General features: G+C 41.4%; 16 protein-coding genes. 10 read left to right on the forward strand and 6 right to left on the reverse strand.

The window, feature by feature from the left end:
• Position 1: 1 nt before the first annotated feature.
• From R2Q85_RS12095 to R2Q85_RS12110, 4 genes are all read left to right on the forward strand, one after another.
• Positions 2 to 3,238 (forward strand): chondroitinase family polysaccharide lyase, encoded by a 3,237-nt coding sequence (locus R2Q85_RS12095; protein ID WP_316812046.1) that lies wholly within the window; start codon positions 2 to 4, stop codon positions 3,236 to 3,238.
• A gap of 11 nt (positions 3,239 to 3,249) precedes the next feature.
• On the forward strand, positions 3,250 to 3,927 hold the full coding sequence (locus tag R2Q85_RS12100) for a DUF6250 domain-containing protein (RefSeq protein ID WP_316812047.1): 678 nt from the start codon (positions 3,250 to 3,252) through the stop codon (positions 3,925 to 3,927).
• An 81-nt stretch (positions 3,928 to 4,008) separates the two neighbouring features.
• Positions 4,009 to 6,687: a DUF4962 domain-containing protein gene (locus tag R2Q85_RS12105; protein ID WP_316812048.1), complete on the forward strand. Its 2,679-nt coding sequence runs from the start codon at positions 4,009 to 4,011 to the stop codon at positions 6,685 to 6,687.
• Between the two features lie 18 nt (positions 6,688 to 6,705).
• A complete protein-coding gene (locus tag R2Q85_RS12110) occupies positions 6,706 to 10,764 on the forward strand; it encodes a two-component regulator propeller domain-containing protein (protein ID WP_316812049.1) in 4,059 nt (1,352 codons plus the stop codon).
• Here the strand turns inward: R2Q85_RS12110 and R2Q85_RS12115 are convergent, their stop codons facing one another.
• Together R2Q85_RS12115 and hepC are read right to left on the reverse strand one after the other, a co-directional pair.
• On the reverse strand, positions 10,765 to 12,081 hold the full coding sequence (locus R2Q85_RS12115; RefSeq protein ID WP_316812050.1) for a sulfatase-like hydrolase/transferase: 1,317 nt from the start codon (positions 12,079 to 12,081) through the stop codon (positions 10,765 to 10,767). It lies immediately after the preceding gene.
• 9 nt (positions 12,082 to 12,090) lie between these two features.
• Positions 12,091 to 14,064, reverse strand: coding sequence for a heparin-sulfate lyase HepC (gene hepC / locus R2Q85_RS12120; protein WP_316812051.1), 1,974 nt, complete (start codon positions 14,062 to 14,064; stop codon positions 12,091 to 12,093).
• 246 nt (positions 14,065 to 14,310) lie between these two features.
• Here hepC and R2Q85_RS12125 point away from each other — a divergent pair, with 246 nt between their 5' ends.
• The 3 genes from R2Q85_RS12125 (at position 14,311) to R2Q85_RS12135 (ending at position 16,269) form a co-directional block, all read left to right on the forward strand.
• On the forward strand, positions 14,311 to 14,901 hold the full coding sequence (locus R2Q85_RS12125; RefSeq protein ID WP_316812052.1) for a hypothetical protein: 591 nt from the start codon (positions 14,311 to 14,313) through the stop codon (positions 14,899 to 14,901).
• A gap of 72 nt (positions 14,902 to 14,973) precedes the next feature.
• Positions 14,974 to 15,471 carry a phosphoheptose isomerase gene (locus tag R2Q85_RS12130; RefSeq protein ID WP_316812053.1) on the forward strand — a complete coding sequence of 166 codons (498 nt, stop codon included), beginning with the start codon at positions 14,974 to 14,976 and terminating at the stop codon, positions 15,469 to 15,471.
• A gap of 66 nt (positions 15,472 to 15,537) precedes the next feature.
• The gene (locus tag R2Q85_RS12135) at positions 15,538 to 16,269 is read left to right on the forward strand and encodes an acyl-CoA desaturase (RefSeq protein ID WP_316812054.1); all 732 of its coding nucleotides are present in this window, start codon (positions 15,538 to 15,540) and stop codon (positions 16,267 to 16,269) included.
• Positions 16,270 to 16,340: 71 nt separating this feature from the next.
• Here the strand turns inward: R2Q85_RS12135 and R2Q85_RS12140 are convergent, their stop codons facing one another.
• Both R2Q85_RS12140 and R2Q85_RS12145 read right to left on the reverse strand, forming a co-directional pair.
• On the reverse strand, positions 16,341 to 16,763 hold the full coding sequence (locus R2Q85_RS12140; protein ID WP_316812055.1) for an SH3 domain-containing protein: 423 nt from the start codon (positions 16,761 to 16,763) through the stop codon (positions 16,341 to 16,343).
• Between the two features lie 17 nt (positions 16,764 to 16,780).
• Complete coding sequence (locus R2Q85_RS12145; protein ID WP_316812056.1) at positions 16,781 to 17,272, reverse strand: BON domain-containing protein; 492 nt, start codon at positions 17,270 to 17,272, stop codon at positions 16,781 to 16,783.
• Positions 17,273 to 17,465: 193 nt separating this feature from the next.
• Between R2Q85_RS12145 and R2Q85_RS12150 the strand changes: the two genes are divergently transcribed.
• Complete coding sequence (locus tag R2Q85_RS12150) at positions 17,466 to 18,326, forward strand: flagellar motor protein MotB (protein ID WP_316812057.1); 861 nt, start codon at positions 17,466 to 17,468, stop codon at positions 18,324 to 18,326.
• Positions 18,327 to 18,373: 47 nt separating this feature from the next.
• On the opposite strand, the gene R2Q85_RS12155 is transcribed toward R2Q85_RS12150, so the two are convergent.
• Positions 18,374 to 19,687 (reverse strand): DEAD/DEAH box helicase, encoded by a 1,314-nt coding sequence (locus tag R2Q85_RS12155; protein WP_316812058.1) that lies wholly within the window; start codon positions 19,685 to 19,687, stop codon positions 18,374 to 18,376.
• A gap of 183 nt (positions 19,688 to 19,870) precedes the next feature.
• On the opposite strand from R2Q85_RS12155, the gene R2Q85_RS12160 reads away from it, so the two are divergent.
• Both R2Q85_RS12160 and R2Q85_RS12165 read left to right on the forward strand, forming a co-directional pair.
• Positions 19,871 to 21,775: a DNA topoisomerase IV subunit B gene (locus R2Q85_RS12160; protein WP_316812059.1), complete on the forward strand. Its 1,905-nt coding sequence runs from the start codon at positions 19,871 to 19,873 to the stop codon at positions 21,773 to 21,775.
• A gap of 232 nt (positions 21,776 to 22,007) precedes the next feature.
• A complete protein-coding gene (locus tag R2Q85_RS12165) occupies positions 22,008 to 24,029 on the forward strand; it encodes an ATP-binding protein (RefSeq protein ID WP_316812060.1) in 2,022 nt (673 codons plus the stop codon).
• On the opposite strand, the gene R2Q85_RS12170 is transcribed toward R2Q85_RS12165, so the two are convergent.
• Positions 24,030 to 25,052, reverse strand: a complete 1,023-nt coding sequence (locus tag R2Q85_RS12170) for a YihY/virulence factor BrkB family protein (RefSeq protein ID WP_316812061.1) — start codon at positions 25,050 to 25,052, stop codon at positions 24,030 to 24,032.

Below are 25,052 nucleotides of genomic sequence, written 5' to 3' on the forward strand. Positions count from 1 at the left end.
AATGAATTATCGCAGCGCCATATTTGTACTTACACTGGGATTAATTACCAGTACACAGAGCCTGAAAGCACAAAAGGAATCAACGCCAACTTTTGTGAAAGATATTGTGACCAATTATCTCACATTTGAAACAGCCAGCGATATTGATAACTGGAAAACAAAGAATGGAAGTCTTTCCTTTTCCGATGTGCATTACAAAGATGGCAGGCAGTCGTTATTGTGGGATTATCAAAATGGCGCTACTTTAGCAGTAACCAATTTAAAGGGCCTAAAAGAGGCCGGGGATCTTTACCCTGGCGGTCAACCTGAAGTTTACGAGCCGTCCTTCTACAAAAAATCGCATTACGGGGGCATAAAAATTTGGTTATACCAGGAAAAAGCTTCAACCGGCAAAATCACTTTTCAGGTGGGCAGCAATTTGCAGATGGCAAATGCGGCTCCAAAATATCGCTTTGCGATAAACCTTAATTTTACCGGCTGGCGGGCTGTTTGGGTAAATTTTGAAGAAGATGCCAAAGTTAAAAATTACAAGGGAAGCGATGAAATGACCAGTTTGGTCGCATTTCCATCATCGGGGCAAAGCGGTAAAATATTTATCGACCATTTCACGTTGCTAAGCTTTGTGTCCAATAAACGCCATTCCGATCTGCAATTCGAAAACCATAAACTCAACCTCCGCTCGGGTGATGGCTACGAAATACTGGCACCCTACCAAATATTTTTAGCCAAACAATTTAACCAGCAGGTTGATGTTAAAAAACTAAGCGAGGAAAGTAAGGCCATAGCAGACCGTTTAGAATTTTTAATACTTGGCGATAAAACCAGCGATTGGAAAAAGCGCAATACCGGCATCGAAAAAACAATGGCTGGAAAAATTAAAAGTGCTTCTGCAACATTTGATAAACTCGAAATACGTAAAACAAGCAACTTCGTAAACGGAAGGCCCTTATTTAGCATCCGTGACGAACATATTGCTAAAGAAGGTTTAATTTACGATGACGCTATCCTGCCGATTGCCTTTCCCTTAGCAATGGATTACAGGCTAAATGGCAATAAGGCATCCAAAGAAAAGCTGATGCTTACTTTTGATTATTTGCAGGACCAGGGCTGGGCAGCGGGGAGTGCATTTGGCACGGTAGACCATGTGATAAAGCTTAATCCCATTGCTACGGCCCTGTTTTTGGTAAGAGATGACCTGAAAGCGCAGAATAAACTAAAAGCTGAGACCGATATGCTGATCTGGCATACCCGTTTGGGCAGTATGCTAACCATTGATTACACAAGGGGAGAGAATTCTGATAAAATCCGCGGAGGGGCCTTAGCTAAACTCATTACCATTTTGTTAATGGAAAACGATAGCAGTAAGCAGGAACTATTGCAGGATTTTAAAAACTATATGGATTATGTGGCCAGCATTTCGCCTGGCTATAGTGATACTTTTAAACCCGATTTTTCTATTTATCACCACCGGGGAACTTATTTAAATACGTATGGCACCAATGCGCTAAACACGATGGCACTTATCCATTGGCTGCTTAGCGGCACGCCTTATCAGCTTTCGCCACAAACTACCAGCAACCTTAAACAGGCATTAAAGCGACAGGCAGAAATTGCCTATGGGGTAGATATCCATTATGGAGCCGGTGGCCGTTTTCCGCTGGGCAACAGCTCGCTTGATGGGTTTACCTTTCCGGCACTGGCCTATATGAGTATGAACGGTGATACCGTTGTTGATCAGGAAATAGCTGAACTGTTTAACTATATCTACGATATTGCCGAACCTGATGTGGTAGCCAAAATGCTTACCCCTGTGCTTACCTATTCTGGCACTTTTGGTACTTTGAACCTCATTGAGCGCCTGCACAAACAAATGGGCAGACAAAAACATCAACCTGCTGATGGTGCCATTTCAATGCCTTATTCAGGCTTAATGGCTTACCGCCAGGGCGATGCCTTTGCAACTGTAAAAGGATACAACAAATACGTTTGGGATTTTGAAAGTGGCGGTAAAGGGGAAAATAACCTGGGCAGGTATCTTAGCCACGGTATGTTGGTAACGGCACAGGGCGATGAAAAGATGGGCTTTAAAAGTTTGGGCATGGGTTTGAATGAAGGGTTCGATTGGTCTATGTTGCCCGGAGCCACTACTAAAATGTTGCCGGCTGATAAAGTATTGTATTATACAAAAGGCGACCAAAAATATATAGAAGGCAAACACCGTAATTTTTCTGAAAGTGTAGTGGCCAGTGGCCTGCAACAGGGATCCAACGGATTGTTTGCCTTAGACCTTCGTGATGATGTTTTTCCAGATGAAGACAAATCTTTGTTCGACAACAGTTTCAGGGCCAAAAAAACCTATTTCTTTATTGGTAATGAAATCATTTGTCTGGGTTCTTCCATCCAAAATAACGATGCCAGATACCCAACGGTAACCACGCTGTTTCAGTACCGAAGTGATGAAAAGCGAAAAAACAGTTTTAATGGAAAGGAGATCGGCACTTCTTCGGCCCTTAACCAAAAAGCCGATGGAGGTTATTTTACCGATCAGAATGGCTTGCAATACATCATTCCCAAAGGGCAGCCTATTGTGCTGGCCCAGGATAAGCAAATTTCTTACAGGGCTGCTAATGTAGGTGATCAAAAATCGATCGCTTTAAATACGTCGGAACCTTACGAGAAAACACAAAAGGTTTATACAAAAGCCTGGTTCAACCACGGTACAAACCCTAAAGATAAAGGGTACGAATACGAGATTGTGCTGAACACGCCAACAGCTGAACTGAAACCGTATCTGCAAAATAAAACTTACGAAGTGATCCAAAAAAATGCATCGGCCCACATCATCAGGCATTCATCTTCGGGCATTACCGCTTACGCCATTTATAGTGGTTCGCAACCCTTAAAAGGAACGCTTATCAATGCCGATAGGCCTATGCTGGCAATGGTAAAAGAACAGCTGGGCAATTTATTGCTTACCCTTGCTGATCCTGATATCAGACAACCAAAATGGAACCACAATATGAGCCATATGCCCGATAGCATTACCAATGGCTGGGGCATAGGAAGCATAGCAACGCTTACGCTAAAAGGAGCATGGCATATGGCCAAGCAGGTGCAAGAGGTGGCAACCGTAAGTTACATTAATGGCAATACCATCTTAAAAGTTTTTTGTAAGGAAGGTAAAAGTATAAATATTCCATTACAGTATCGTACTACGGGCAACATAGATTCAGAATAAAAAACAAACAGATGAAAAACCTAGTGTTCCTATTTTTTATCACGTTATCTGGTTATGCACAAATGCCGGGAAAACTCCTGTTTAAATCAGATTTTTCCAACCCATTGGATTGTAAAAAATGGATAGCAGAAATAGATCAGATTCCCGGACATACATCAACTGTGTATACGCACAATAACGCCCTGGTGCTGGATACCTGGGGAGGGGTAACGGTCTGGCTAAATCAAAAACTGAGTGGCAACTTACAAATTGAATACGACAGGGTAGTGCGAATGGGCAAGGGTTGTAACGACCGTATTGGCGACATGAATCAGTTCTGGATGGCAACAGATCCCAAAAAAGCAAATTTGTTTGCACGAGACGGTAAATTTGAAGCATATGACGATCTCAATTTGTATTATGTAGGTGTTGGTGGTCATTTTAATACTTTTACCCGTTTTAGAAAATACCTTACACCTTTGTCAAAACCGGTCATAAAGGAGTATGCAGATAAAAAGCATTTACTGGAGGCTGAAAAAGTTTACCACATCAAAATAATTGTAAAAGAAGGCACTTCAAGTTTCTGGATCAATGGAGAATGCTGGTTCAACTATACAGACCCAAGCCCGTTAACATCAGGTTATTTCGGTTTCAGGAGCCTTCAATCCAGACAGGAAATTAAGAACCTGCGCATATATACACTTGACTAACGCAGCTGTGCATGATGAACTACAATTTGTATCTCAATCTGACATATAGACAGCAGAATATAAAATGAAACCAACAGTATTATGAAAAAGATATTAACCATAACCTTTACTTTTCTGGCATTAACCGCATTTGCCCGGCAACAGCCTGGGGTAGGTAAATTAACAGCAGAAAAATTGCATGCCCGTGTACGGGAATGGCCCTATCCGGCCAAGGGCATTACGGTACCTACCAATGCTCCGGCTTTGCAATGGCCTGCCAGCAATGGGGCCACCACGGTATTACCTATGGAGAGTGATAGCGAAGTGCCGGAAGACCCTAATATTGGAAATGTACGGTACCAGATTGTGCTGGCAAGTGACAAAAATTTTTCGAAAGATGTGATTAAAAGCGGCATCCAGGACTGGGCGGTATATCCTCTGCACCAGGCATTGAGACCGGGAAAATGGTATTGGAAGTATGCTTATTCGTTGAAGGGGAGTAAACAATGGAAATGGTCCGAAGTATATGATTTTGCGGTGGATGCCCGGTATGCCCACGCCAAAGTATCTCCACCTGTTGCTGAAGTGCTGAAACGCAATGTAGGTCCGCATCCGCGCTTGTGGAATATGAATGGTATTCAAAAGGAGTTTTATCAGAAAAACCTGGACAATCCGGAGGCAAAAGCATTGATAGTACTGGCAAAGAAACTGATGCGTGCTCCTTTACCGGTCGAAAAGCCCAGACGCGCATTAGATACTACAGGAAAAACAGCAGTTCAAAAGAAAGTAATGATGACCCGCATGTACCATGGGTTTGGCGATCAGGAAGGAACGCCGGTACGTAATCTTTGCATTGCCTATCAGCTTACAAAGGACAAACAATTTATTGAAGATGCCAAAAGACGGGTAATGGTACTTGCCCGGATGAACCCTGATGGATATGCCACCCGGGATGATTTTAACAGTGGAGCCATTTTAGAAGCTCTGGCCTGGTTTTATGACACTGGTTATGATATTTTAAGCAAAGAAGAAAGAACATTTTTACGAGAAGTAATTACCTTGCGGGCCAAACGCATTTATGATCATTTACCAAACCGTTTTGAAGTACATGTAAGCGAAAATCATATCTGGCAGATCACCATGCGTAACCTGGCTATCGGAACAGTGGCAGTGATGAATGAAGTACCGGAGGCTGCTCAATGGTTAACTTATTTATACGAAGTATGGTCTGCACGTTTTCCGGTGCTAGGCACTACTGATGGCGGCTGGCATGAAGGAAATGGCTATTTTAAGGTGAATTTCAGGTCTATTATTTATCTCTCTCAGCTTTTTGGTTATTTTAGTGGTGTAGATTATTTCAGGTTACCCTGGATGCAAAATCTGCCTTACTACCTGTTGTATACCCATCCTCCTGCGTCAGCTTCAATTGCGACGGGCGATGCCTGGGAAAGCATGCCGGACGTAACAAAAGCGGAAGCCTGGTTTGCAGAAGCCCTGAGTTTAAAAATTGACAACCCTTATCTCAACTGGTATGTGAACCAGATTAAAACCAGTAACCCTGACTTTTTTAAGGGAACAGACGATTATCTTTTTTTTCGTTTGTTAAATTATAATCCTGCCAGAAAAAAGCCGATGACATCACCCGCCAGGCTACCAAAAACAAGGGAGTTTAAAGATGTGGGTGTAGTGGCTATGCATCAGGACCTGGAAAATGCAGGTAAAGGATTGAGCAGTTATTTGTTAAGCAGCCCGTTTGGCTCATCAGGCCATGGTCATGCCTCACAAAATGCATTCACCCTGAACTATAAGGGAAAGACTATTTTTGGTGCTACAGGGTACTATAGTAACTTCAGTGATAAACACAATTTATTGTATTATCGTACTTCAAAAGCTTATTGCACCATTCTGGCAGATAGTTTAAACCAGAAGATTGGCGAAGAAGGGTATGGATGGACAGCACGTTCGATCAGTGGAAATCATATTCAATATGCGTTAGGCGATGCCAGTAATGCCTATGGCGATATTAAAAGCGAGTTTTGGTTAAACAGATTTGATCAGATCAAACTTAAACCCACACCTGCCAATGGTTACGGAGAAGCGGGCGTAACCCTGTACCGCAGGCACATGCTGCAACTGGATGGTGGGTATATTCTTTTGTACGATGAACTGGAAGCTAAAAAGCCGGTGAAATGGACTACGCAGTTCCATACGCCTTATTATACCATTGAGGCACAGGCGACGGACAATGCAAAACGACAAAACTTCAGCGTGAAAACTGATATAGGTAATGTGAATGCCAGTGTATTTGCCAATGCGCAATTGGGCATGACGGTGCACAATCAATTTTTCGAAAAACCTTTGAACTGGAATGGAATAACTGACGAAAATGGGCAGCTGGCAAAATTTGAAGACCAATGGCATGCTGGTATCAACTCTCAGCCTGCTCAGAAATTTCGGTTTTTAACCATTATCCGGGTTAATGAAGGCAAAGCAGAAGTGATCAGATCAACAACTGGCGTTGATGGAGTATTAAAACTGCAGACTGGGAACTGGAATATTGAGGCCCAATTGGATGGTGATAAGCCAGGTTTTTTACAGGTAAACAATGCAATTTTAAAATCAGCCTTTAATTACGGTAGTTTAGGTGTGGCCTTTAACGGTAAAATGTATAAAAATGAAATTAAAGGTAGTTCCATGTTGCTGGAAATACAGGATGGCAAATTGGATAGAAAAGAAGTGGTAGATGAGTTACCAGATGTGGTAAAGTATGATTCTGAATAGAATTTGTTAAATTTGATTGTGGCTCGTAAAATTTATATCTTATCCTGCTATTTATGGTTGCTTACCAGTGCACATTTAGCAAATGCACAAACAGGTGGTAAACAATTCAGAAATATTTCTGTAGACAAAGGTTTGTCCCAGAGTACCGTGTTTGCGATCAGGCAGGATACCCTGGGTTTTATCTGGGTTGGAACACAGGATGGGTTGAACCGGTATGACAGTAAGCATTTTAAGGTTTATCGTCCCGTAAAAGGAAAGAGCCGTACTTTACAGTCTTCCTATATTCGCAGTCTTTTTATCGATCATGCCGGGAGTTTATGGGTAGGTGGCAACCAGGGGGTCAGCCGTTACGATTATAAAACGGATAGCTTTACCAATTATAAACTGCCTCGCAGCGTAGGGGAATGGTACATCTGTTCTATGACCGAGGACGCCGGACGTAACATCTGGGTAGTGTCTATTGCTGGCGATATTTTCCGGCTGAAACCTGGTGAAAAAGCGTTTGTTCCTATGAACCTGAATACCCTGACTAAGGGTGTTAAAAATATTTCTTATATCGGGGTTTGGAAAAACACGATGCTTTTGGGAACAGATGTGGGGCTTTTTAAAATAAATGACAAGAGAAATGATATTTCCCAGATCAACCTTGGTATTGATAAGCCGGGAATCAATGATGTTTTTATAGATGATAATGAGCTGTGGATTGGAACTGAAGGTCATGGCTTGCTGCGCTACGATAGTGAAACCCGGGAAAATACAGCCTTTGTGCATACTGCATTAAAAAATAGCATTGCAGACGATAACGTCAGAAGTATAAACAAAGACGCGGATGGTAACATCTGGCTGGGAACTTTTAAAGGGCTTTCTATTTTAAACCCGGGAAACCTTACTTTCGAAAATTATCGCCATCAGATTTCCCAGCCCTTTACCATAGGTCAGAATTCGGTGCGCGGTATTTACCGTGACAGGCAAAAAGGGATGTGGCTAGGTACCTATTATGGAGGGGTGAGCTATTACCACAAGGATGATATTAAATTTAACCTGCTTAGTCAAAATACGGGTAAACCCTCATTAAATGATGAAGTGATCAGTGTGATCAAACAGGATAAATCTGGTAACTTTTGGATAGGTACCAACAATAAAGGTGTAAACTATTGGGATCCTGGTAAAAATACCATCAGCTATTATTCTTCTGATGAAAATAATCCAAACGGCTTGAGCTCAAACAACATCAAGGCCATTGATTTTGATGATGCAGGAAATGTGCTGATCGGAACGCATAAAGGAGGTTTAAATCTGCTTAATCCTTTAACTGGCAAAATAACGCGATACCTGCACCGCACCAATGATCCAAACAGTATTGCCGGTGATTTGGTTTACAGTATATTGAAGGACTATAAAGGCCGGATCTGGATAGGTACACGCTCTGGGTTAGACCAATTTCAGCCGGAATCGCAAAAATTTATACACATCTCTTTAGACCGGGCTGGAAAACGTTTGATCTCTGACGACATTACCTGTCTGTTTGAAGACAGCAGTCATCGAATCTGGATCGGTACTACCAATGGTGTTTCCCAGTTTTATCCGGATAATTTGCTTTTTGGAAATATTGGCGATGGAAAATTGAGCGAGGATATTGTAAATTGTATTACCGAAGATAGCAAGAAGAGAATATGGATGGGTACCAGGGATGGTCTGAGCTTGTACAATGAAGCAAAACGTTCTTTTTTACCGTTTAAAAATGAAAGTGATTTTCTGAAGGGGACCATTTATGGTATACAACCGGATGATGAGGGTAATTTATGGATCTCGACAAATAGCGGTCTGGTAAAATTCAACCCCGATCATCAGTCTTCACTTCAGGCTTTTGATGAAAGTGATGGTTTACAGAACAATCAGTTTAATGAATATTCTTTTTATAAAGCTAAGGATGGCATGTTGCTTTTTGGGGGAATTAAGGGGATTTCTTATTTCTACCCCTCAGCACTGAAACAAAGGCCACTTCCATTGAAACTTCATTTTACAGGGTTGGACGTTTTTAACAAGACCGTAAGTGCCGATGATGGGACAAACATTTTAACCGATCATATTGACCAGACGGAGGCATTGGAGCTTAGCCCTGAGTATAAACAATTCAGTATCCTTTTTAATACCTTCAATTTTATATCGGCTAATCGTACCCATTATCAGTATAAGCTGGAGGGAATTGATAAGGAATGGCAGGATACTGAAGCACTTAAAATAAGCTATAGTAACCTGCCATATGGTGATTATGAACTGTACATTAAGGCAATAGGGCCTAATGGAGAAACCAGCCCAGTAAGGAGCTTGAAGATATCAGTTTTACCGCCATGGTACAAAACTACCTGGTTTTATTTGCTGATGAGTCTATTGACAGCAGCAGCCGGCTACTTTGTTTACCGGGAGGCTTCTGAACGGGTAAGGACCTTGCACCAGTTAAAACTGGAGCGTTTGGATAAAGAAAAGGTACGCTACATTAACCAGGTGAAAATGGATTTTTTTACCAACGTATCCCATGAGCTTCGAACGCCGTTAACATTGATTCTGGCGCCTTTGGAAGAATTGATTAAAAATCCAACAGCCCATAAAGTTTCTAAAAAGCTTGATTTAATGTTGATCAATGCCAAAAGGTTGTATAATCTGGTTGATCAGCTTTTTGAGTTCAGAAAAACAGAAATGGGTACCCGTCAGCTTAAGGTAGCTAAAAGTGACATTGTAAGTTTTGTATTTGAAATTTATGAATCTTTCAAACCACTTTCCGAAAAAAGCAATATCCGCTATACTTATCATTCTACTGAAGCGAAACTTGCCTTTTACTTTGATAAAGATGCAATGGAAAAGATTCTCTTTAATCTTTTGTCTAATGCTTTTAAATATACAAGTCCGGATCATCAGGTAAGTATCGAATTGCTTACAAAAAATGAGGCTGTATTGATAAGAGTTTCAGATACCGGTGTGGGGATTAATGAGCAGGATTTAGCAAAAGTATTTGACAGGTTTTATCAGGTTAATAACAGAGAAATGAATCTGGGCTCTGGTGTTGGGCTGTCTTTTACCAAAAGTTTGGTAGAATTGCATCACGGCCATATTGCCGTAGCAAGTGAGCCTGGTAAGGGAAGTACTTTCACGGTAAGCATACCAATGGATGACGCACTTTATGATAAGGACTTACATGTGGAAAGCCCGGTTTATGAACTGTCGATTGTTCCGGAAAATGAGGGTATAACATCAGACAGCTCCGTTTGGGATGACAATGAGCTTTTAGCCAATGATCCTAATGAAAAAGATAAGGAAACGAGATTGCTCATTGTGGATGACAATAAAGAGATTTTGGATTACCTCCAGGATTTTTTTGGCCAAAGTTATCAGGTAGCTGTGGCCTTTGATGGTAAAATGGCGCTCGAAATGTTAGATAACCAGCAATTTGATCTGATTATCAGTGATGTAATGATGCCTGAACTGGATGGCCTGCATTTTTGTAAACGTGTTAAACAGAACATCAATACTTCTCATATTCCTTTGATACTTTTAACTGCTAAAACGGAAACTAGTCAGCAGGTCAAAGGGCTGGAAATGGGTGCAGATGATTATGTGACCAAACCTTTTTCGACCAGTTTGCTGGCTACCAAAATAACCAATTTGCTGCGCTCCCGTAAACGTTTGAAGGAGTACTATTCTACCAGTAAAGAAATTGTCCCTGAAAACATAGCGTTTAATGCAGTTGATGAAGAGTTTTTAAAAGAAGCAATTGCAATTATAGAACTACATCTGTCTGATGCTGAATTTTCTGTTGATAAGTTCAGTAAAGAGATCGGCATGAGCAGGTCTAATCTTTATTTAAAATTGAGAGCGATAACCGGCGAATCTGTTAAAGATTTTGTAAAACGTATACGATTTAAAAGAGCTGTAGAACTGATGCTGTCTAAACAATTTACCATTGCGCAGATCGCTTATACCTGCGGGTTTAATACACCTTCTTATTTTTCTACGGCATTTAAACAATACTATGGGGTAATGCCGAGTGAATATCTGAAAAAAATGGAAGCGGGTAAATGATCATCGTTTATCCGGATACTCGCCGAGTAGTTGCAGTAAATGCTTTTGTTCCCTGGCATACTTTGGATCATTGTATAAGTTGTAACGTTCTGTAGGGTCCCAGCCCAGATGGAACATTTCTTCTACATTTTTATCATCTTGCTTAGTTATCCTTAGCTTCCAGTCTCCGTCTTTTACACCTTCCAGTACGTAGTTAAAGTAATAGATGGGTTTGTGTGGGATTTGATAGTCTTTCTGCGACAATAGCTTAACAACAGATTCTCCATCCAGTACCCGTTTAGGTAAGGCAGTTCCGGTCCAATCTGCAATAGTTGGTAAAATGTCCAGGTTGGATATAGGAGTCCGCACTACTTGGGCAGCCGTACGGTTTTTATAGTAGACGATAAAAGGTACCCGGTGTCCACCTTCGTAGGAAGTCGCTTTTGATCCTCGGAAAATACCTGCAGTGCCTACATGATAAGGTTTGGTAATTCCGTCGTCATACATGCGTTGGGGGGCATTTAACCAGGGGCCGTTGTCACTGGTAAATATAAAAATGGTGTTGTCTGCTTCCCCGTTATCTTCCAGGGTTTTCCAGAGCTTGGCCATTTCCGTGTCCATTTCTTCAATCACACTGCCCAGCTCGCCTCCGGCAGATTTACTGCTGTCTTTTCTAACTGCGCTGGCCACTGGCAAATGAGGCATATTGTAAGCCAGGTATAAAAAGAAAGGTTGTTTTTTTGCGCTCGATTCTTTCACAAATTTTATGGCTTCTCCCGTATAGGCCTTAGTGAGTATGGTATCATTGGGACGGTATATTTCCGGGCTTTGGTTCCGGAATATTTTGATAACCGTATCAGTTTTTACATAAGGTGCTCTGAAATCATGGCTGTACAGCATGCCGTAAAATAAGTCGAAACCTTGTTTGTTGGGCAATCCTGTACCATAATCGCCAATATGCCATTTACCTATACAAGCGGTACGGTAAGCTGAGGTTTTCAGCATTTCGGCAATGGTAATTTCTTCATCAGGAATTGCAGTCTTGGCTCCAGGCCCGATAACACGTGGCATGTTAGACCGGCTGCAATACCGCCCGGTAAGGGTTGATACCCTGGATGGGGAACAGGTAGGAGAGGTGGTTACAAAATTAGTGGCCAATACCCCCTTACTCGCCATTTTATCCAGAAAGGGTGTTTTGAAAAGGGGATTGCCGTAACAAGCCAGATCACCATAACCCATATCGTCTGTGAGTACAATAATTACATTGGGCTTTTTTTGCCCAAATGAAGATTGAACTGCCAGTAGGAATGCCACAAGTAGGAAAGCTGTTTTTTTCATCAAAATTAATTAAAAGCTTGTCTGGATTTCTTGTTTTTTCCCGTCAATGCTCAGTGTAAGGTTGAGGGTCCCCTTTTCAAAATCATTTCCGGCATTTTCTTTTAGGCTGATTTCCGGTGCATTCTGGCTGCTGTAAGGATAAATAATGCTCACAAATGTTTGCGTGCTGTTGTCTTTTTTAGCTTTTTCAAATGCAAATGCCGGCCGGTTTAGTTCTTTGTTGTACACATAAGATACCTTGCCTTCTTCTTCTTTAAGGCTTACCTTATCTTTGTTTAGGGATTGTATCAATAAGTTGTTGCCATCTCCGTAAGTGGTATAGACCTGGTTCTTTGCCTGGTTAAAAATGGCTTTACTGTCTTCTTTTAGTTGCCAGTGTACGCCAAGGTTTCCCGTAGCTTTACCTACGGCCTTATCAATGACCAGAAAGTACTGTTGATTGATGAACAGCACGCTGCGCTGATGGTTCAGCTCCGGATAGCTGGGGTTAGTGTAAGTAAGTACATCCAGGTTTTTACCCGTTTGCCATTTATCTTGCCGTGCATTGGTGATCACCATGTTTTGATTGTCAAGTGTCAATGTGCTGTGTATCCTGGTTTGACGGTACCAGTTGCGCAGTTTCATGATGGCTTCGTCTCCACTATAAACAAATACACCAGCATCCGGCGTAAAGTTTCTGCCTTTAATAAAAAGCTCAAAGGTTCCGTTATCTGGCTGGGCATGAAATTTTCCCGGAGGACTGGCCTTTAGTACCATAACGGTTGCGTTTTTATCCCATCCGCTTCTGAATGTGTAAAAACCTGCATTACTCAGTGCTTTTGATAAAAAGCCCGGCGCCTTACCTTCTTTACCATCTGTGGCAAAATATCTAATCACTTCATTTTTTGGGAAAATTTTATTCCAGCTGGCAAACTGTTTCATCCTGAAGCTTTTATCAGTAAGCCAGGAATCGCCAAACATAGGGGTGTTATAATCAGGCAGGGTAATACTGATTAGTGCCATGATCATATTTTCTATGGTTTGTACATAGGATTGCGGAAATTCTTTTTCCAGGTTAACCCGTTGTGCAGAACCATAAGCTTTTAAGAATATATCGATGGCGGCTACGTGGTAAACCGGCGAAAGCTCAAACTGCATCCCATCAGCGAATACTTGTTTTTTGATCTCAGTGTTTAACACGGTTATGCCACTTTGCCTCCATTTGGGGGAGTTTTTAAATTCGGGAAATGATACTCCGGCAAATAACGTGCGTTGTGCTTCAAATAAACGATGATTTCCCTCTTTGGCGTAGTTTGCTGGTAAATAATCTGCCTGCTGCTGATAGCTGTTTAAAAACTCCATTAAAAAAGCCGGACTGAAATTAGGTGAATTTACAAACAGGCTAAAGGTTGGGGGCAGGCTTTGTACCCTGTCAGAAACTTCGAGTGGACGCCAGACAAATTTATCATTATCCTGTGATAGTCCTAGTGGGTTTTTCCGGGCCCAGTCGCTGTATTGGTAAATCCATTCTTTAGCATATTTTTCATTGGCTGTGGCATGATAAACCAGGGCCATTGGCTGCCACCATTTTACACGGTGCAGCTGCCAGCGTACTTCGTTGTCTTTTACCGGCCACATTTGCCAGTTGATGTCCTTGCCATAATCAAAATAGCCGTATCCCTTATGAGGTTGAAACTGGTGGAGTAAAGCTTTGTCGGCCATTTCCTGTGTAACCTTGTCAATAGGTTGGTGGATATCCGCTGGTTTTTCGGCATTGCTGAAGTCTGGTTCTTTAACCTTGCTTTTTTTTCTATAATAGTCCAATAGTGCTTTAGCGGCATCGTCATATTTTCCTGCAGTAAAAAGCTGGTTTGTTTTTTTCAGACCAGGATAGCTGAGATTGATCGCTTCAAAGTCCTTTTTGTTGATGGACGTGCTTTGTGCGAGCGCATTTTCGCAGTAAACTACTAATGAAGCGAATACAATGATTCTTTTCAGGACCATCAGTTTGAATATGGGTCTAGATCTTAAAATCGGGTTAAAAATCTTGGTCGTCATACTTTTTTGGAATTGGTGTGCATGGTTTGTATTGGTGAAGGTAAGTACAAATGCGAAAACGGGCTTTCGATTTCTGCCAGAAATAATTCAGTTTTGTTGAATTTTCGTTAAGCTGATCTTTCTGATTCCTGGTATTTTGTAAAGTCGCAGGATGTAATTAACTTCAGACGCTATTATTAACAGAAAAAGAATTTGGAAGACGAGATAAAAGGTTTGGTACCCCATGTATTGAGTTTTATTGTAAGTGAATATTGCAAGTATGGTTTTTTATTGGCTTACGAAAAGGAATTGTCTGATCTGAAGGGTTTGATTGAGCCGGATTCCATTGCTGCAGAGGATTTTGAGCTGTTAGAGGCTGTGGATGATGAAGTGGTGCAATTGTTACTGAATTCGATAGATAGGGTGATCACCTGTTCAAAAACTTTTTTCATGATCAATAACCTGGACGAGTTTGAGGTGATGGATAATGAAGCGTATAACCAGCTCGCTTCTGACAATTATTACATTTACATTATCGATTGGGAAAATAAGGACTATGACGATGTGCTGGTGAATTTAAATGCAGTTTATTTTACCATAGCCCGCTTGTTGTACCATACTGCAAGTCAGTTAAGGCTCCAAAAAATTGAACTGCCTGATGAGTTTTATGATGATGAGTTTCTGGATAAGTATTCAGACCTGCTGGATCATAAGGTAGATACGGATGATAAAAATGTAGCGTTATTGTATGATCTGATTGCGGATTTGAATGCCGACCTGCTGGATATTGACCGTTTATCCTAATTTTTTTTCAATTGTATTCTTAAATGCTTGAGCATTTTATCTAAGTTTGAGGATTATAAATACCGAAGATAAATGTCAGATCAGAAAAAAGAAATATTCGACAGTGTAGCACAGCGTTTAAAAATTGAAGGTTTTAATGTTGTTAACCGTGATGAGACCCGTCCATGGGGTGGTTTTTTTGTAATCGATGAAGAACAGGCACAACAGTTTGCCAATGTGTACTTTGATAAACTTAATGTTGATGACTTAAAAATTTCAGGTAAGCTGAGCCCTAAAATATTAATCGTTGCCCCAAATACCAGGCTTTCCTGGCAGTACCATCACCGCCGTGCAGAAATATGGAGAGTGGTGAACGGAACGGTTGGGGTAAGTACCAGTGATACTGATGAGCAAGGTGAAGTGCAACAGCTTTCGCCGGGTCAAACCATTAAATTAAAGCAAGGCGAACGTCACCGTTTAATTGGATTGGACGACTGGGGCATTGTTTCGGAGATATGGCAGCATACCGATCTGGAAAATCCTTCGGATGAGAACGATATTGTCAGGGTTCAGGATGATTTTGGAAGGTAAGGCATCTGGGCGTCATTTTCACAGATATTTACAACTAAATAAACACCATATCCGTTAGAGTCTTATATGATCATCTTATTTTTTTTTCTTGCACACTGGTTTCTCTCCCTCTTTTCCCAAACTTTTTTCCTTCATCGCTATGCTTCGCATAAGATGTTTAAGATGAATACTTTCTGGGAGAAGTTTTTTTACCTCATTACTTTTTTATCGCAGGGTTCTTCTTTTTTGAATCCGCGTGCATATGCCATTTTGCACCGCATGCATCATGCCTTTAGTGATACCGAAAAAGATCCGCACTCCCCTCATTTTGTAAAAGATGTTTGGGGGATGATGATCCAGACCAAAAATATTTACCTGAATTATTCAAAGTATAATGTGGAACCGGAAGAGCAGTTCAGGGATAACTATCCTTCCTGGCCATTGATTGATAAGATCGGTGATTCCTGGATTACACGTATCCTCTTTATCAGTTTTTACATTTGGTTCTACGTAACTTTTGCGACTTACTGGTGGATGTTTTTATTGCTTCCTATCCATTTTTTAATGGGGCCGATACATGGGGCAATTGTAAACTGGTGCGGACATAAATATGGTTATGCTAACCATGATAATAATGACCATAGCAAGAACTCTTTACCACTTGATTTTTTAATGCTGGGGGAGTTGTTCCAGAATAATCATCATAAAAAGCCCAACAGCCCGAACTTTGCTTCGCGATGGTTTGAGTTTGATCCCACTTATCCGGTCATGAAGGTGATGCACTGGCTGAGGATTATAAAAATCAGGAAGACAAATTAAGTGATCTGAATTTGTTGTAAAAAAATAGCGCCTGCGATCAAAAATCGCAGGCGCTATTTAGAGCATTGTTGCTAAGTTAGTGGTGTGAGGTATTGCGTATAAGAATATCCTTCTTCGCCCTGATCTGTTTTAATCTGCCACCACTGGTCGTTGGCTTTGCTTACCAGGGTCACTACTTCATTTCTGGCTGCTTTTCCAACAATATCATCATTGGTACTGGGTCCTTTACGGATGTTTAAATTAGAACTGTTGGTAGTTACTTTTAGCTTGCTGCCTTCTGTAACCCCGGCAACACTGTTGATGTTCATAACCAGATCGCCTGAAGCATAATTTGGATCAAGGCGTTCGTAAGTGTCCCATAGCTGTTGTTTCACAGCGCCGCTGGTTGCTCCGTCAATATAGAGTACACCATCTTGTTCCCGTACATTTAAATTGTTTACACCGGCAGTATTGGCGGTATCTATAAGTTCTTTGTATTTATCTTGTAAAGCCATTTTGTTTCCTCCTGTTATTATTTAATTACCAATTGACTATTGTCTACCTTTTTAGGTTTTAGGGCCTGTAGTGCCATCATCAGTTTTTGAAGATTTGCTTTCTGGATTTCTCCTGTTAAGGTAATTACACCCGCTGATACAGTTGCACTAACGGTAGGGAAGTCTTTGGTTGCATCTTTAACTGCAGCAGTCAGCGGATCATCCATAGCAATATCTACCGGCGCTGCAGGAGTAAGGTTATTTACCACTGATTTTACACCAGCGATTGCTGCGGTAGTTTTACCAAGCTCATCTTTTGCTGCCTCATTCGGAACCTGTCCGCTAAGCGTGGCCACGCCATCGTCTACAATTACTGTTGCGGCAGAGGCATTTGGGTTTGCCTGTAGCGCAGTTTCGATGGCAGCTTTCAGATCTGCATCTTTTGGTTTGCTTTTGCAGCCGGTAAAAGCTGTACCCGCAATGGCGAATACCATTACGACAATCGTCAATTTGTTCATTAAATTTTTCATAGGATATATTAATTTATATTGGTTTGCTTGCTCTTTGTGGTATTTGTTTGTTGGTCAGTTGTTTGTAATAAGATGTTAAAAGGAGATAACAACCGGAGTTTAAAAAAGTTTAGAAAAATCACGCCTGCTTTTCGTGGCCTTAAATTTGTTAGTGTTATGCTGCTTTCATTAATGTTTATTAAATAAATAAAGTATGAAATTTTCAATGTTGACAACTGCAGTAGCCCTGGCCATTTTATTTCAGGGTTGTGTAAGTAATAAAAAGTACAATGAGCTGCAATCAAAATATGACAATTTGCAACAACGGAGCCGGGAGCTGAACCAAAAGTTCCAGGGTAGCCAGCAAGACCTTTCCGGTTCTTCAACACGGGTTAAAAGCCTGGAAGAGCAGATTGCTGCTGAAAGAAAAAATGCAGCGGGTTTACAGGCTGCGCTAAACAAGTGTTTAACCTCTTCAAACCAGGGAAATGTAAACATTTCAAAATTGGTTGATGAGATCAACTCTTCCAACAAATACATTCAGCATCTGGTAAATACCAAAAACAAAAGCGACTCGCTGAACATGGTACTGACCAATAACCTTACCCGCTCGTTGAGCCGGGAAGAACTTAGGGATGTTGATGTTCAGGTATTAAAAGGTGTGGTGTATATCTCGCTTTCTGATAATATGCTGTATAAATCGGGCAGTTACGAGATTTTGCCTAAAGCAGGTGAGACCCTGAGTAAAATTGCCAAGATCATTAAGGATTACCGGGATTACGATGTATTGATTGAAGGTAACACGGATAACGTGCCGATCTCGATGGTCAATATCCGTAACAACTGGGACTTAAGTGCACTGAGGGCTTCATCGGTGGTTCAGGCCTTGCAAAACACCTATGGAGTTGATCCGAAACGTTTAACAGCCGGAGGAAGAGGTGAGTATAATCCACTGGCCGCTAATGATACGGAAGCCGGGAAAGCCAAGAACAGGCGTACGCAGATTATCATTACACCAAAACTGGACCAGTTTATGGAACTGATCGGAAAAGCACCGGATACAACGAAAGAATAAAAATGGATAATAAAAAAAAAGCCTGCTTCCATGAAGCAGGCTTTTTTTTATTTCTTCCACCATCGGCGGTTGCCAGCGGCTGCGGGCGTTTTTTTCGCGCCGCTCAAATTCGGTTCACGTTCTTTCTTTTCAGGACGGGCGCCTCTTTCCGGACGTTGTCCTCTGGAAGGTTTTGCCTTACCCTTAGCTTTAGCCGCTGCAGCACCAGACATCAGGCTCTGCCAGCTCATGGCAAAAGGATGATCTTCCGTTACAGGAAGTTTCAGGCCAATCAGTTTCTCAATATCATCTAAAAATTCTTTCTCTTCTGCATCACAAAACGAAAGGGCAGTGCCGCTTAAGCCAGCACGGCCAGTACGGCCGATGCGGTGTACATAAGTTTCGGGAATATTTGGCAATTCGTAATTGATCACATGGGTAAGCTCATCCACGTCAATACCGCGTGCGGCAATATCGGTAGCCACAAGGATGCGGGTTGTTTTGGCTTTGAAATTTGTCAAAGCCCTTTGCCTTGCATTTTGTGATTTGTTACCATGGATCGCTTCTGCTTTTACCCCAATTTTAACCAGGTCTTTAACAATACGGTCTGCACCATGTTTTGTACGCGCAAATACCAGGGCTGTTTCGATGGTTTTGTCTTCCAGAATGTGCATCAGCAATCCTTTTTTGTCGTTTTTCTCTACATAAAAGATCGCTTGCTGTATTTTTTCTGCCGTTGAGGAAACCGGCGTAACTTCTACTTTTACTGGATTGGTAAGTATGGTGTTGGCGAGGGTCTGTATTTCTTTAGGCATGGTGGCCGAGAAAAACAAGGTCTGTCTTTTAGCCGGCAATTTGGCAATCACTTTCTTTACGTCATGTATAAAGCCCATATCCAGCATCCTGTCAGCCTCATCCAATACAAAAATTTCTATATCACGCAAATTGATGAAGCCCTGGTTCATGAGGTCTAACAGGCGGCCAGGCGTGGCAACAAGAATGTCTACACCTCTGTGTAAAGCATCGGTTTGTGACTTCTGACCTACTCCGCCAAATATTACCAGGTGTTTGATGGGAAGGTTTTTGCCATAAGCTTTAAAACTTTCTTCAATTTGTATGGCCAGTTCACGCGTTGGTGTTAACACCAGGGCTTTGATGGTCTTGTGGATCTTGGTATTGGTATGCGGTTTACTTAGCAGCTGCAGCATAGGAATGGCAAATGCAGCAGTTTTTCCGGTTCCTGTTTGTGCGCAGCCCAATAAATCTCTGCTTTGTAATATAGATGGAATGGATTGTTCTTGTATAGGGGTAGGTTGTGTATAACCTTCTGTTTGCAGCGCGTTTAAGATGGGCTCAATCAGATTTAATTCTTTGAATAACAATGTGTTTGTATTTTAATGTATAATATTTAGCAACAATAGAATATTGTTTCGCCTCAAAGGTACACATTAATTCGGGCTTTTGCTTATGCCGCATTTTTATAGGAAAAATGTGCATTTGTTAATACTTTGTGGTTGATTGAAACGCATATTACGTTAAATTTGTAATTCTACTCATTTTACATCATGGCAGAACCGAATTATAATGAAGATAGTATACGCTCTCTTGACTGGAAGGAACACATCAGGTTGCGTCCCGGTATGTATATTGGCAAGCTGGGCGATGGCTCGGCCCAGGATGACGGGATCTATGTTTTGCTGAAAGAGATTGTGGATAATTCTATTGATGAGTTTGTGATGGGTTCGGGCCGGACCATAGAAATCACTGTTTCTGACCAGAAAGTAAATGTAAGGGATTATGGCCGTGGTATTCCATTAGGGAAGGTCATCGATTGTGTTTCTAAAATTAATACTGGTGGTAAATACGACAGCAAGGCCTTTCAAAAATCAGTAGGACTAAACGGGGTAGGTACAAAAGCTGTAAATGCTTTGTCTACCAATTTTGTGGTGCAGTCTTATCGCGACAACAAAACCAAGAAAGTCGAATTCTCTAAGGGTGAGATCGTAACTGATCATCCTATAATTGATACTACACAGCGTAATGGTACTTCGATAACTTTTTATCCGGATGAAACCATTTTCAGAAACTACCATTATATCCCTGATTTTGTAGAAAGTATGATCTGGAACTATGTGTTTCTGAACGCGGGGCTGACGATTAACTTTAACAATCAAAAATATTTTTCGGAGCGGGGGCTGTACGACCTGCTGCATAAACATGCAGATGTAGAAAGTATACGTTATCCCATTATCCACCTGGTTGGAAACGACATCGAAATTGCGATGACACATGGACAGCAGTATGGCGAAGATTACCATTCTTTTGTGAACGGGCAGCATACCACACAGGGTGGAACGCACCAGGCTGCATTCAGGGAGGCGGTAGTAAAGACCATCCGGGAGTTTTACAAAAAAGAATATGATGCTTCGGACGTCAGGTCTTCCATCATTGCAGCCATATCGGTACGTGTACAGGAGCCGGTTTTTGAATCACAGACCAAAACAAAACTGGGCTCACAGAATATGGGCCCGGATGGCCCATCCGTAAGAACCTTTATCAATGATTTCGTAAAAAAGGAACTGGATGATTACCTGCATAAACATTCGGATGTTGCCGATGCACTGTTAAAAAGGATATTGCAATCGGAACGTGAGCGCAAAGACATTGCGGGGATAAAAAAACTAGCCAATGACAGGGCTAAAAAAGCTTCGCTGCACAATAAAAAACTGAGGGACTGTAAAGTTCATTTCAACAGTACCCACGATAAAAGATATGAAACAACCCTATTTATTACCGAGGGTGACTCCGCGTCAGGATCGATCACCAAATCCAGGGATGTGGATTGTCAGGCTGTTTTTAGCTTAAAAGGAAAACCCTTAAACTGTTATGAACTCACCAAAAAGGTAGTATACGAAAACGAGGAGTTTAACCTTTTGCAGCATGCTTTAAATATTGAAGACGGGCTGGACGGCTTGCATTACAACAACATCGTTATTGCTACTGACGCGGATGTGGATGGCATGCACATCAGGTTACTGATGATGACGTTTTTTCTGCAGTTCTTCCCCGATCTGGTACGTGCTGGACACGTGTACATCCTTCAGACACCTTTGTTCAGGGTAAGAAATAAAAAGGAGACCATTTATTGTTACAGTGATGATGAGCGCAAAAGGGCCATTGAAAAGCTGGGCAATAAACCAGAAATAACACGTTTTAAAGGTTTGGGAGAGATATCTCCTGATGAATTCGGATTGTTTATTGGTAAAGACATCAGGCTGGATCCTGTAATTCTGAAAGACCAGACCATTAAGAACCTGCTGGAATATTATATGGGTAAAAACACGCCCGACAGGCAGCAGCATATCATCAGAAATCTGCGTATAGAGAAAGATGAAGTGACTGAAGATGAAATAAAGGCGGAGCCGGTAACTGCTGATGAGGATGTAGAAAATAACCTGGATGTTGCTTAATATTTAGGTTGTTATAGGCGATTTATAAAATTTTTGATTTATACTTGTATTCTGATCGAATCCCTCTTGATAGAATAATTTAATAAGTTCTTCAGTTAATCACTGTAGTCAATTAAAAGTTTTTATGCCCCTCAACGCCACGAAAAGATCGCCTATACGGTATTATTTGGTTGTATTTTTAATACTCGTACTCTTCCTTTTTGCATTTTTTTTGTACCTGAGGTATGATAAAATGAATGCGCTAAAGCGTAATGCTGCTGAATTGATCAAATTACATGAAGATTATTCGAAGGTAGACAGCTGCATTTATATTCTTTACCAGGCCGAGAACAACTCCCGTTTGTATGCTGTAACTGCTGACAGAGAATACATCAGGAAGTTTTCTGTGCAGATTCAAAAGGTCTCTACTTATTTAAGTGAGCTGAACATCAATGTTGATGATAATGTACTGACGCCCGATATTAAAAGGCTGATGAAGCAAAAAAAGCAAAAAACAGAAAGTTATTTAAAACTTAGAAAACTGACTGATAGTTTAGTAATTGGCTTTTCGCAACTGGGCTTGGTAGAAAGGGAGGCAGAGGCCGAAATCGCTTTACCTAAGGCCAAAAAACAGATAAAAACCATTACCAGTTTTGATACAATAAAACACCAGCCGGTACCCGGAAAGAAGTTCTTTGGTCGGCTTGCTGACGCCTTTTCTGGTAAAAATAAAAATATTGATACTTCGCTTACCATTATTAAAACAGAAAAAAATGTTGTTTTAAACCAGGATGTGAGGAGTTTTAATAAGCAACAGCTCAAAAAAATAGAAGCCTATTACAAGCAGCTGTATGCGAATGCGAATAAACTGAGAAGTGATGAAAAGGCCATTTTACTGCTCAATAATAAACTGGTAACCGAGATCATTTCCATTTTACAGACTTTTAAAAAGGAGGAAATAACTTATATTGTTGAGGGTAGGGCCCTGATAGGAAATGAATTGCTGGAAGACATTAAAGCCCTGGACGGAATTACCATCATCAATGTATTGTTACTGGTAAGCCTGGTAGTCATTATATTGTATAACATCATTAAGCTCTACAAAAACGAAAAGGTATTGATTGGCCTCGGCAAAAGGGCTGCTCAGGATTCACATTCCAAGAGCCGTTTTCTGGCCAATATGAGCCATGAAATACGGACTCCCCTGAATTCGGTGGTGGGCTTTTCAGAACAATTGAGCCAAAGTACGCTGACAGCCGAACAAAAGGACCAGGTGGATGCCATCCGCAATTCATCGGAGATGCTGTTGTCGCTGGTCAATGAAATCCTGGATTTTTCAAAATATGAAGTAGGAAAAATAAACCTGGAAAGTGTTCCGTTTATTCCTGAAGATGAGATCATGGAGGTCTTTAACAGTATGAATGTGCTGGCTATCAATAAAAACATCTTGCTCGAAAATAAAGTCTCGCTGGAAAAGGGTAGCTGTTTATTGGGTGATCGTCTCCGGCTAAAACAACTGGTGATGAATTTACTGACCAACGCCATTAAATTTACTGCCCGTGGTAAAGTGACTTTAAAAGTTAACCTGGTTGTCCAGGGGAAAAAGCAGGCGCTGTTAAAAGTACAGGTTGAGGATACAGGTATTGGAATCGCCGACGAAGATCAGGGATTTATATTTGATGAATTTGCCCAGGTGTATTCTTCCGGCAAGTCCATGCAACAGGGCACGGGCTTAGGTTTAGCCATCTGCAAGAAAATAGTGGAATTGCAGGGCGGTAAAATTAGCGTAAACAGTGTTGTAGGTAAAGGTTCCATATTCAGTTTTGAGATCCCCTACGAAATCAGCAAATTGAAAGAAGAGCAAATTACAAAGGAGGAGCCCGGGTCGGCTGGTCCGCACAAGCTTGCAGGAAAACGCATTTTGCTGGTGGACGATAATAAAATGAATGTATTGCTTGCCCAAACGGTATTGAAAAAATGGGAGATGAAATACGATTGTGCATACGACGGCAAAGAAGCACTGGAACTCTATAAAAAGAACAACTACGATCTCATTCTTACGGATATCCAGATGCCTGTAATGGGTGGGGTAGAGCTGACCCACGAAATCAGGTATAATGGGGATTTCGAAAAATCAACCATCCCGATTTTAGGCATTACGGCCCATGTTTTACAGGAAGACAGGGATGTTTATTTAAAGGCAGGTATGAATGACCTGGTTCTGAAGCCTTTTCTGGAACAGGAGCTGATTGATAAGATCACCCGGTACGTGTAACTATATTTTAGTGTCCTCCGGATGCTGAGGAGGTAATACATCCACCTTTTTTTCAATAACCACGGTTTTTGTATGCACAGCGTATTTGCTGGGCATAATCCCTTTGGCATATCTTTCGGCATAAGCCTGGGTAAACTCTGCACCAAAATAAAGGATGATGGAAGTATAATATACCCATAGCAGGATGACTATAAGCGAGCTTGCTGCGCCAAAGGCTGAGCCTGGATTGCCTTTTTCTATGTAGATGCCAATAAGGTATTTGCCCAAACTGAAAAGAAGGGCAGTAAACAGGGCGCCCACAATGGCCGGTTTCCATTTCAGCATAACATCAGGCAATACCTTGAATATAATGGTAAATACAGCGGTAACAGCAGCCAGTGTAATGGCATTGTTTAAAATAGTGATCAGTAAGGTGGTCGTGTCGCCAGCGACCGGTATGTATTCTCCTAATTTACTGGAAGTGATAAGGTAGCCCAGTTTATCGCCAATGGCAACAACCACGCTATTGATAACAAGCGAAACCAGCAGCAGGAAACCCAGGGACACGATGAGCGAAAAGGACAACAATCTGTTGGTGATCAGTTTTTTCCATCCCTTTTTAGGTACTGCTTTTACCTTCCAGATGAGGTTGATGCTGTCCTGGATTTCTATAAAAATGGCTGTTGCACCTATTACTAAGGTCACAATTCCTATGATGAGGCCTATAGTGCTTTTTCCGGTGGTGTTGGCATTGTTTACAAAGGTTTGTAGCTGGGTAGCAGCATCAGCACCTACCAGATCACTGATTTCAGAGAAAAGCTCTTCCTGCGGATTCAGTTCAGCGCTTCCGGGATCCGGACTACCCAAAAATAAACTTGCTGCAGAAATGACAATGATGATCAATGGTGTGAGCGAAAAAATGGTGTAATAGGCGAGTGCAGCACTCAATTTCATGACACGGTCTTCCATAAAGCCCTTTCCTGCGGCGATGAACAGATGGGCTGTTGCTTTAACAAAATGTTTGGCTTTTCTTAAAAATGTCAT

Source organism: Pedobacter heparinus, assembly GCF_032678725.1.
Classification (GTDB): domain Bacteria; phylum Bacteroidota; class Bacteroidia; order Sphingobacteriales; family Sphingobacteriaceae; genus Pedobacter; species Pedobacter heparinus_A.

Bases quoted from the DNA above. Each gene is read 5' to 3' on its own strand.
- R2Q85_RS12135 (WP_316812054.1), top strand. From the start codon at position 15,538: ATGATCATCTTATTTTTTTTTCTTGCACACTGGTTTCTCTCCCTCTTT.
- R2Q85_RS12145 (WP_316812056.1), bottom strand. From the start codon at position 17,272: ATGAAAAATTTAATGAACAAATTGACGATTGTCGTAATGGTATTCGCC.
- R2Q85_RS12115 (WP_316812050.1), bottom strand. From the start codon at position 12,081: ATGAAAAAAACAGCTTTCCTACTTGTGGCATTCCTACTGGCAGTTCAA.
- R2Q85_RS12130 (WP_316812053.1), top strand. From the start codon at position 14,974: ATGTCAGATCAGAAAAAAGAAATATTCGACAGTGTAGCACAGCGTTTA.
- R2Q85_RS12150 (WP_316812057.1), top strand. From the start codon at position 17,466: ATGAAATTTTCAATGTTGACAACTGCAGTAGCCCTGGCCATTTTATTT.
- R2Q85_RS12105 (WP_316812048.1), top strand. From the start codon at position 4,009: ATGAAAAAGATATTAACCATAACCTTTACTTTTCTGGCATTAACCGCA.
- R2Q85_RS12170 (WP_316812061.1), bottom strand. From the start codon at position 25,052: ATGACATTTTTAAGAAAAGCCAAACATTTTGTTAAAGCAACAGCCCAT.
- R2Q85_RS12100 (WP_316812047.1), top strand. From the start codon at position 3,250: ATGAAAAACCTAGTGTTCCTATTTTTTATCACGTTATCTGGTTATGCA.
- R2Q85_RS12095 (WP_316812046.1), top strand. From the start codon at position 2: ATGAATTATCGCAGCGCCATATTTGTACTTACACTGGGATTAATTACC.
- R2Q85_RS12165 (WP_316812060.1), top strand. From the start codon at position 22,008: ATGAATGCGCTAAAGCGTAATGCTGCTGAATTGATCAAATTACATGAA.
- R2Q85_RS12160 (WP_316812059.1), top strand. From the start codon at position 19,871: ATGGCAGAACCGAATTATAATGAAGATAGTATACGCTCTCTTGACTGG.
- R2Q85_RS12140 (WP_316812055.1), bottom strand. From the start codon at position 16,763: ATGGCTTTACAAGATAAATACAAAGAACTTATAGATACCGCCAATACT.
- hepC (WP_316812051.1), bottom strand. From the start codon at position 14,064: ATGGTCCTGAAAAGAATCATTGTATTCGCTTCATTAGTAGTTTACTGC.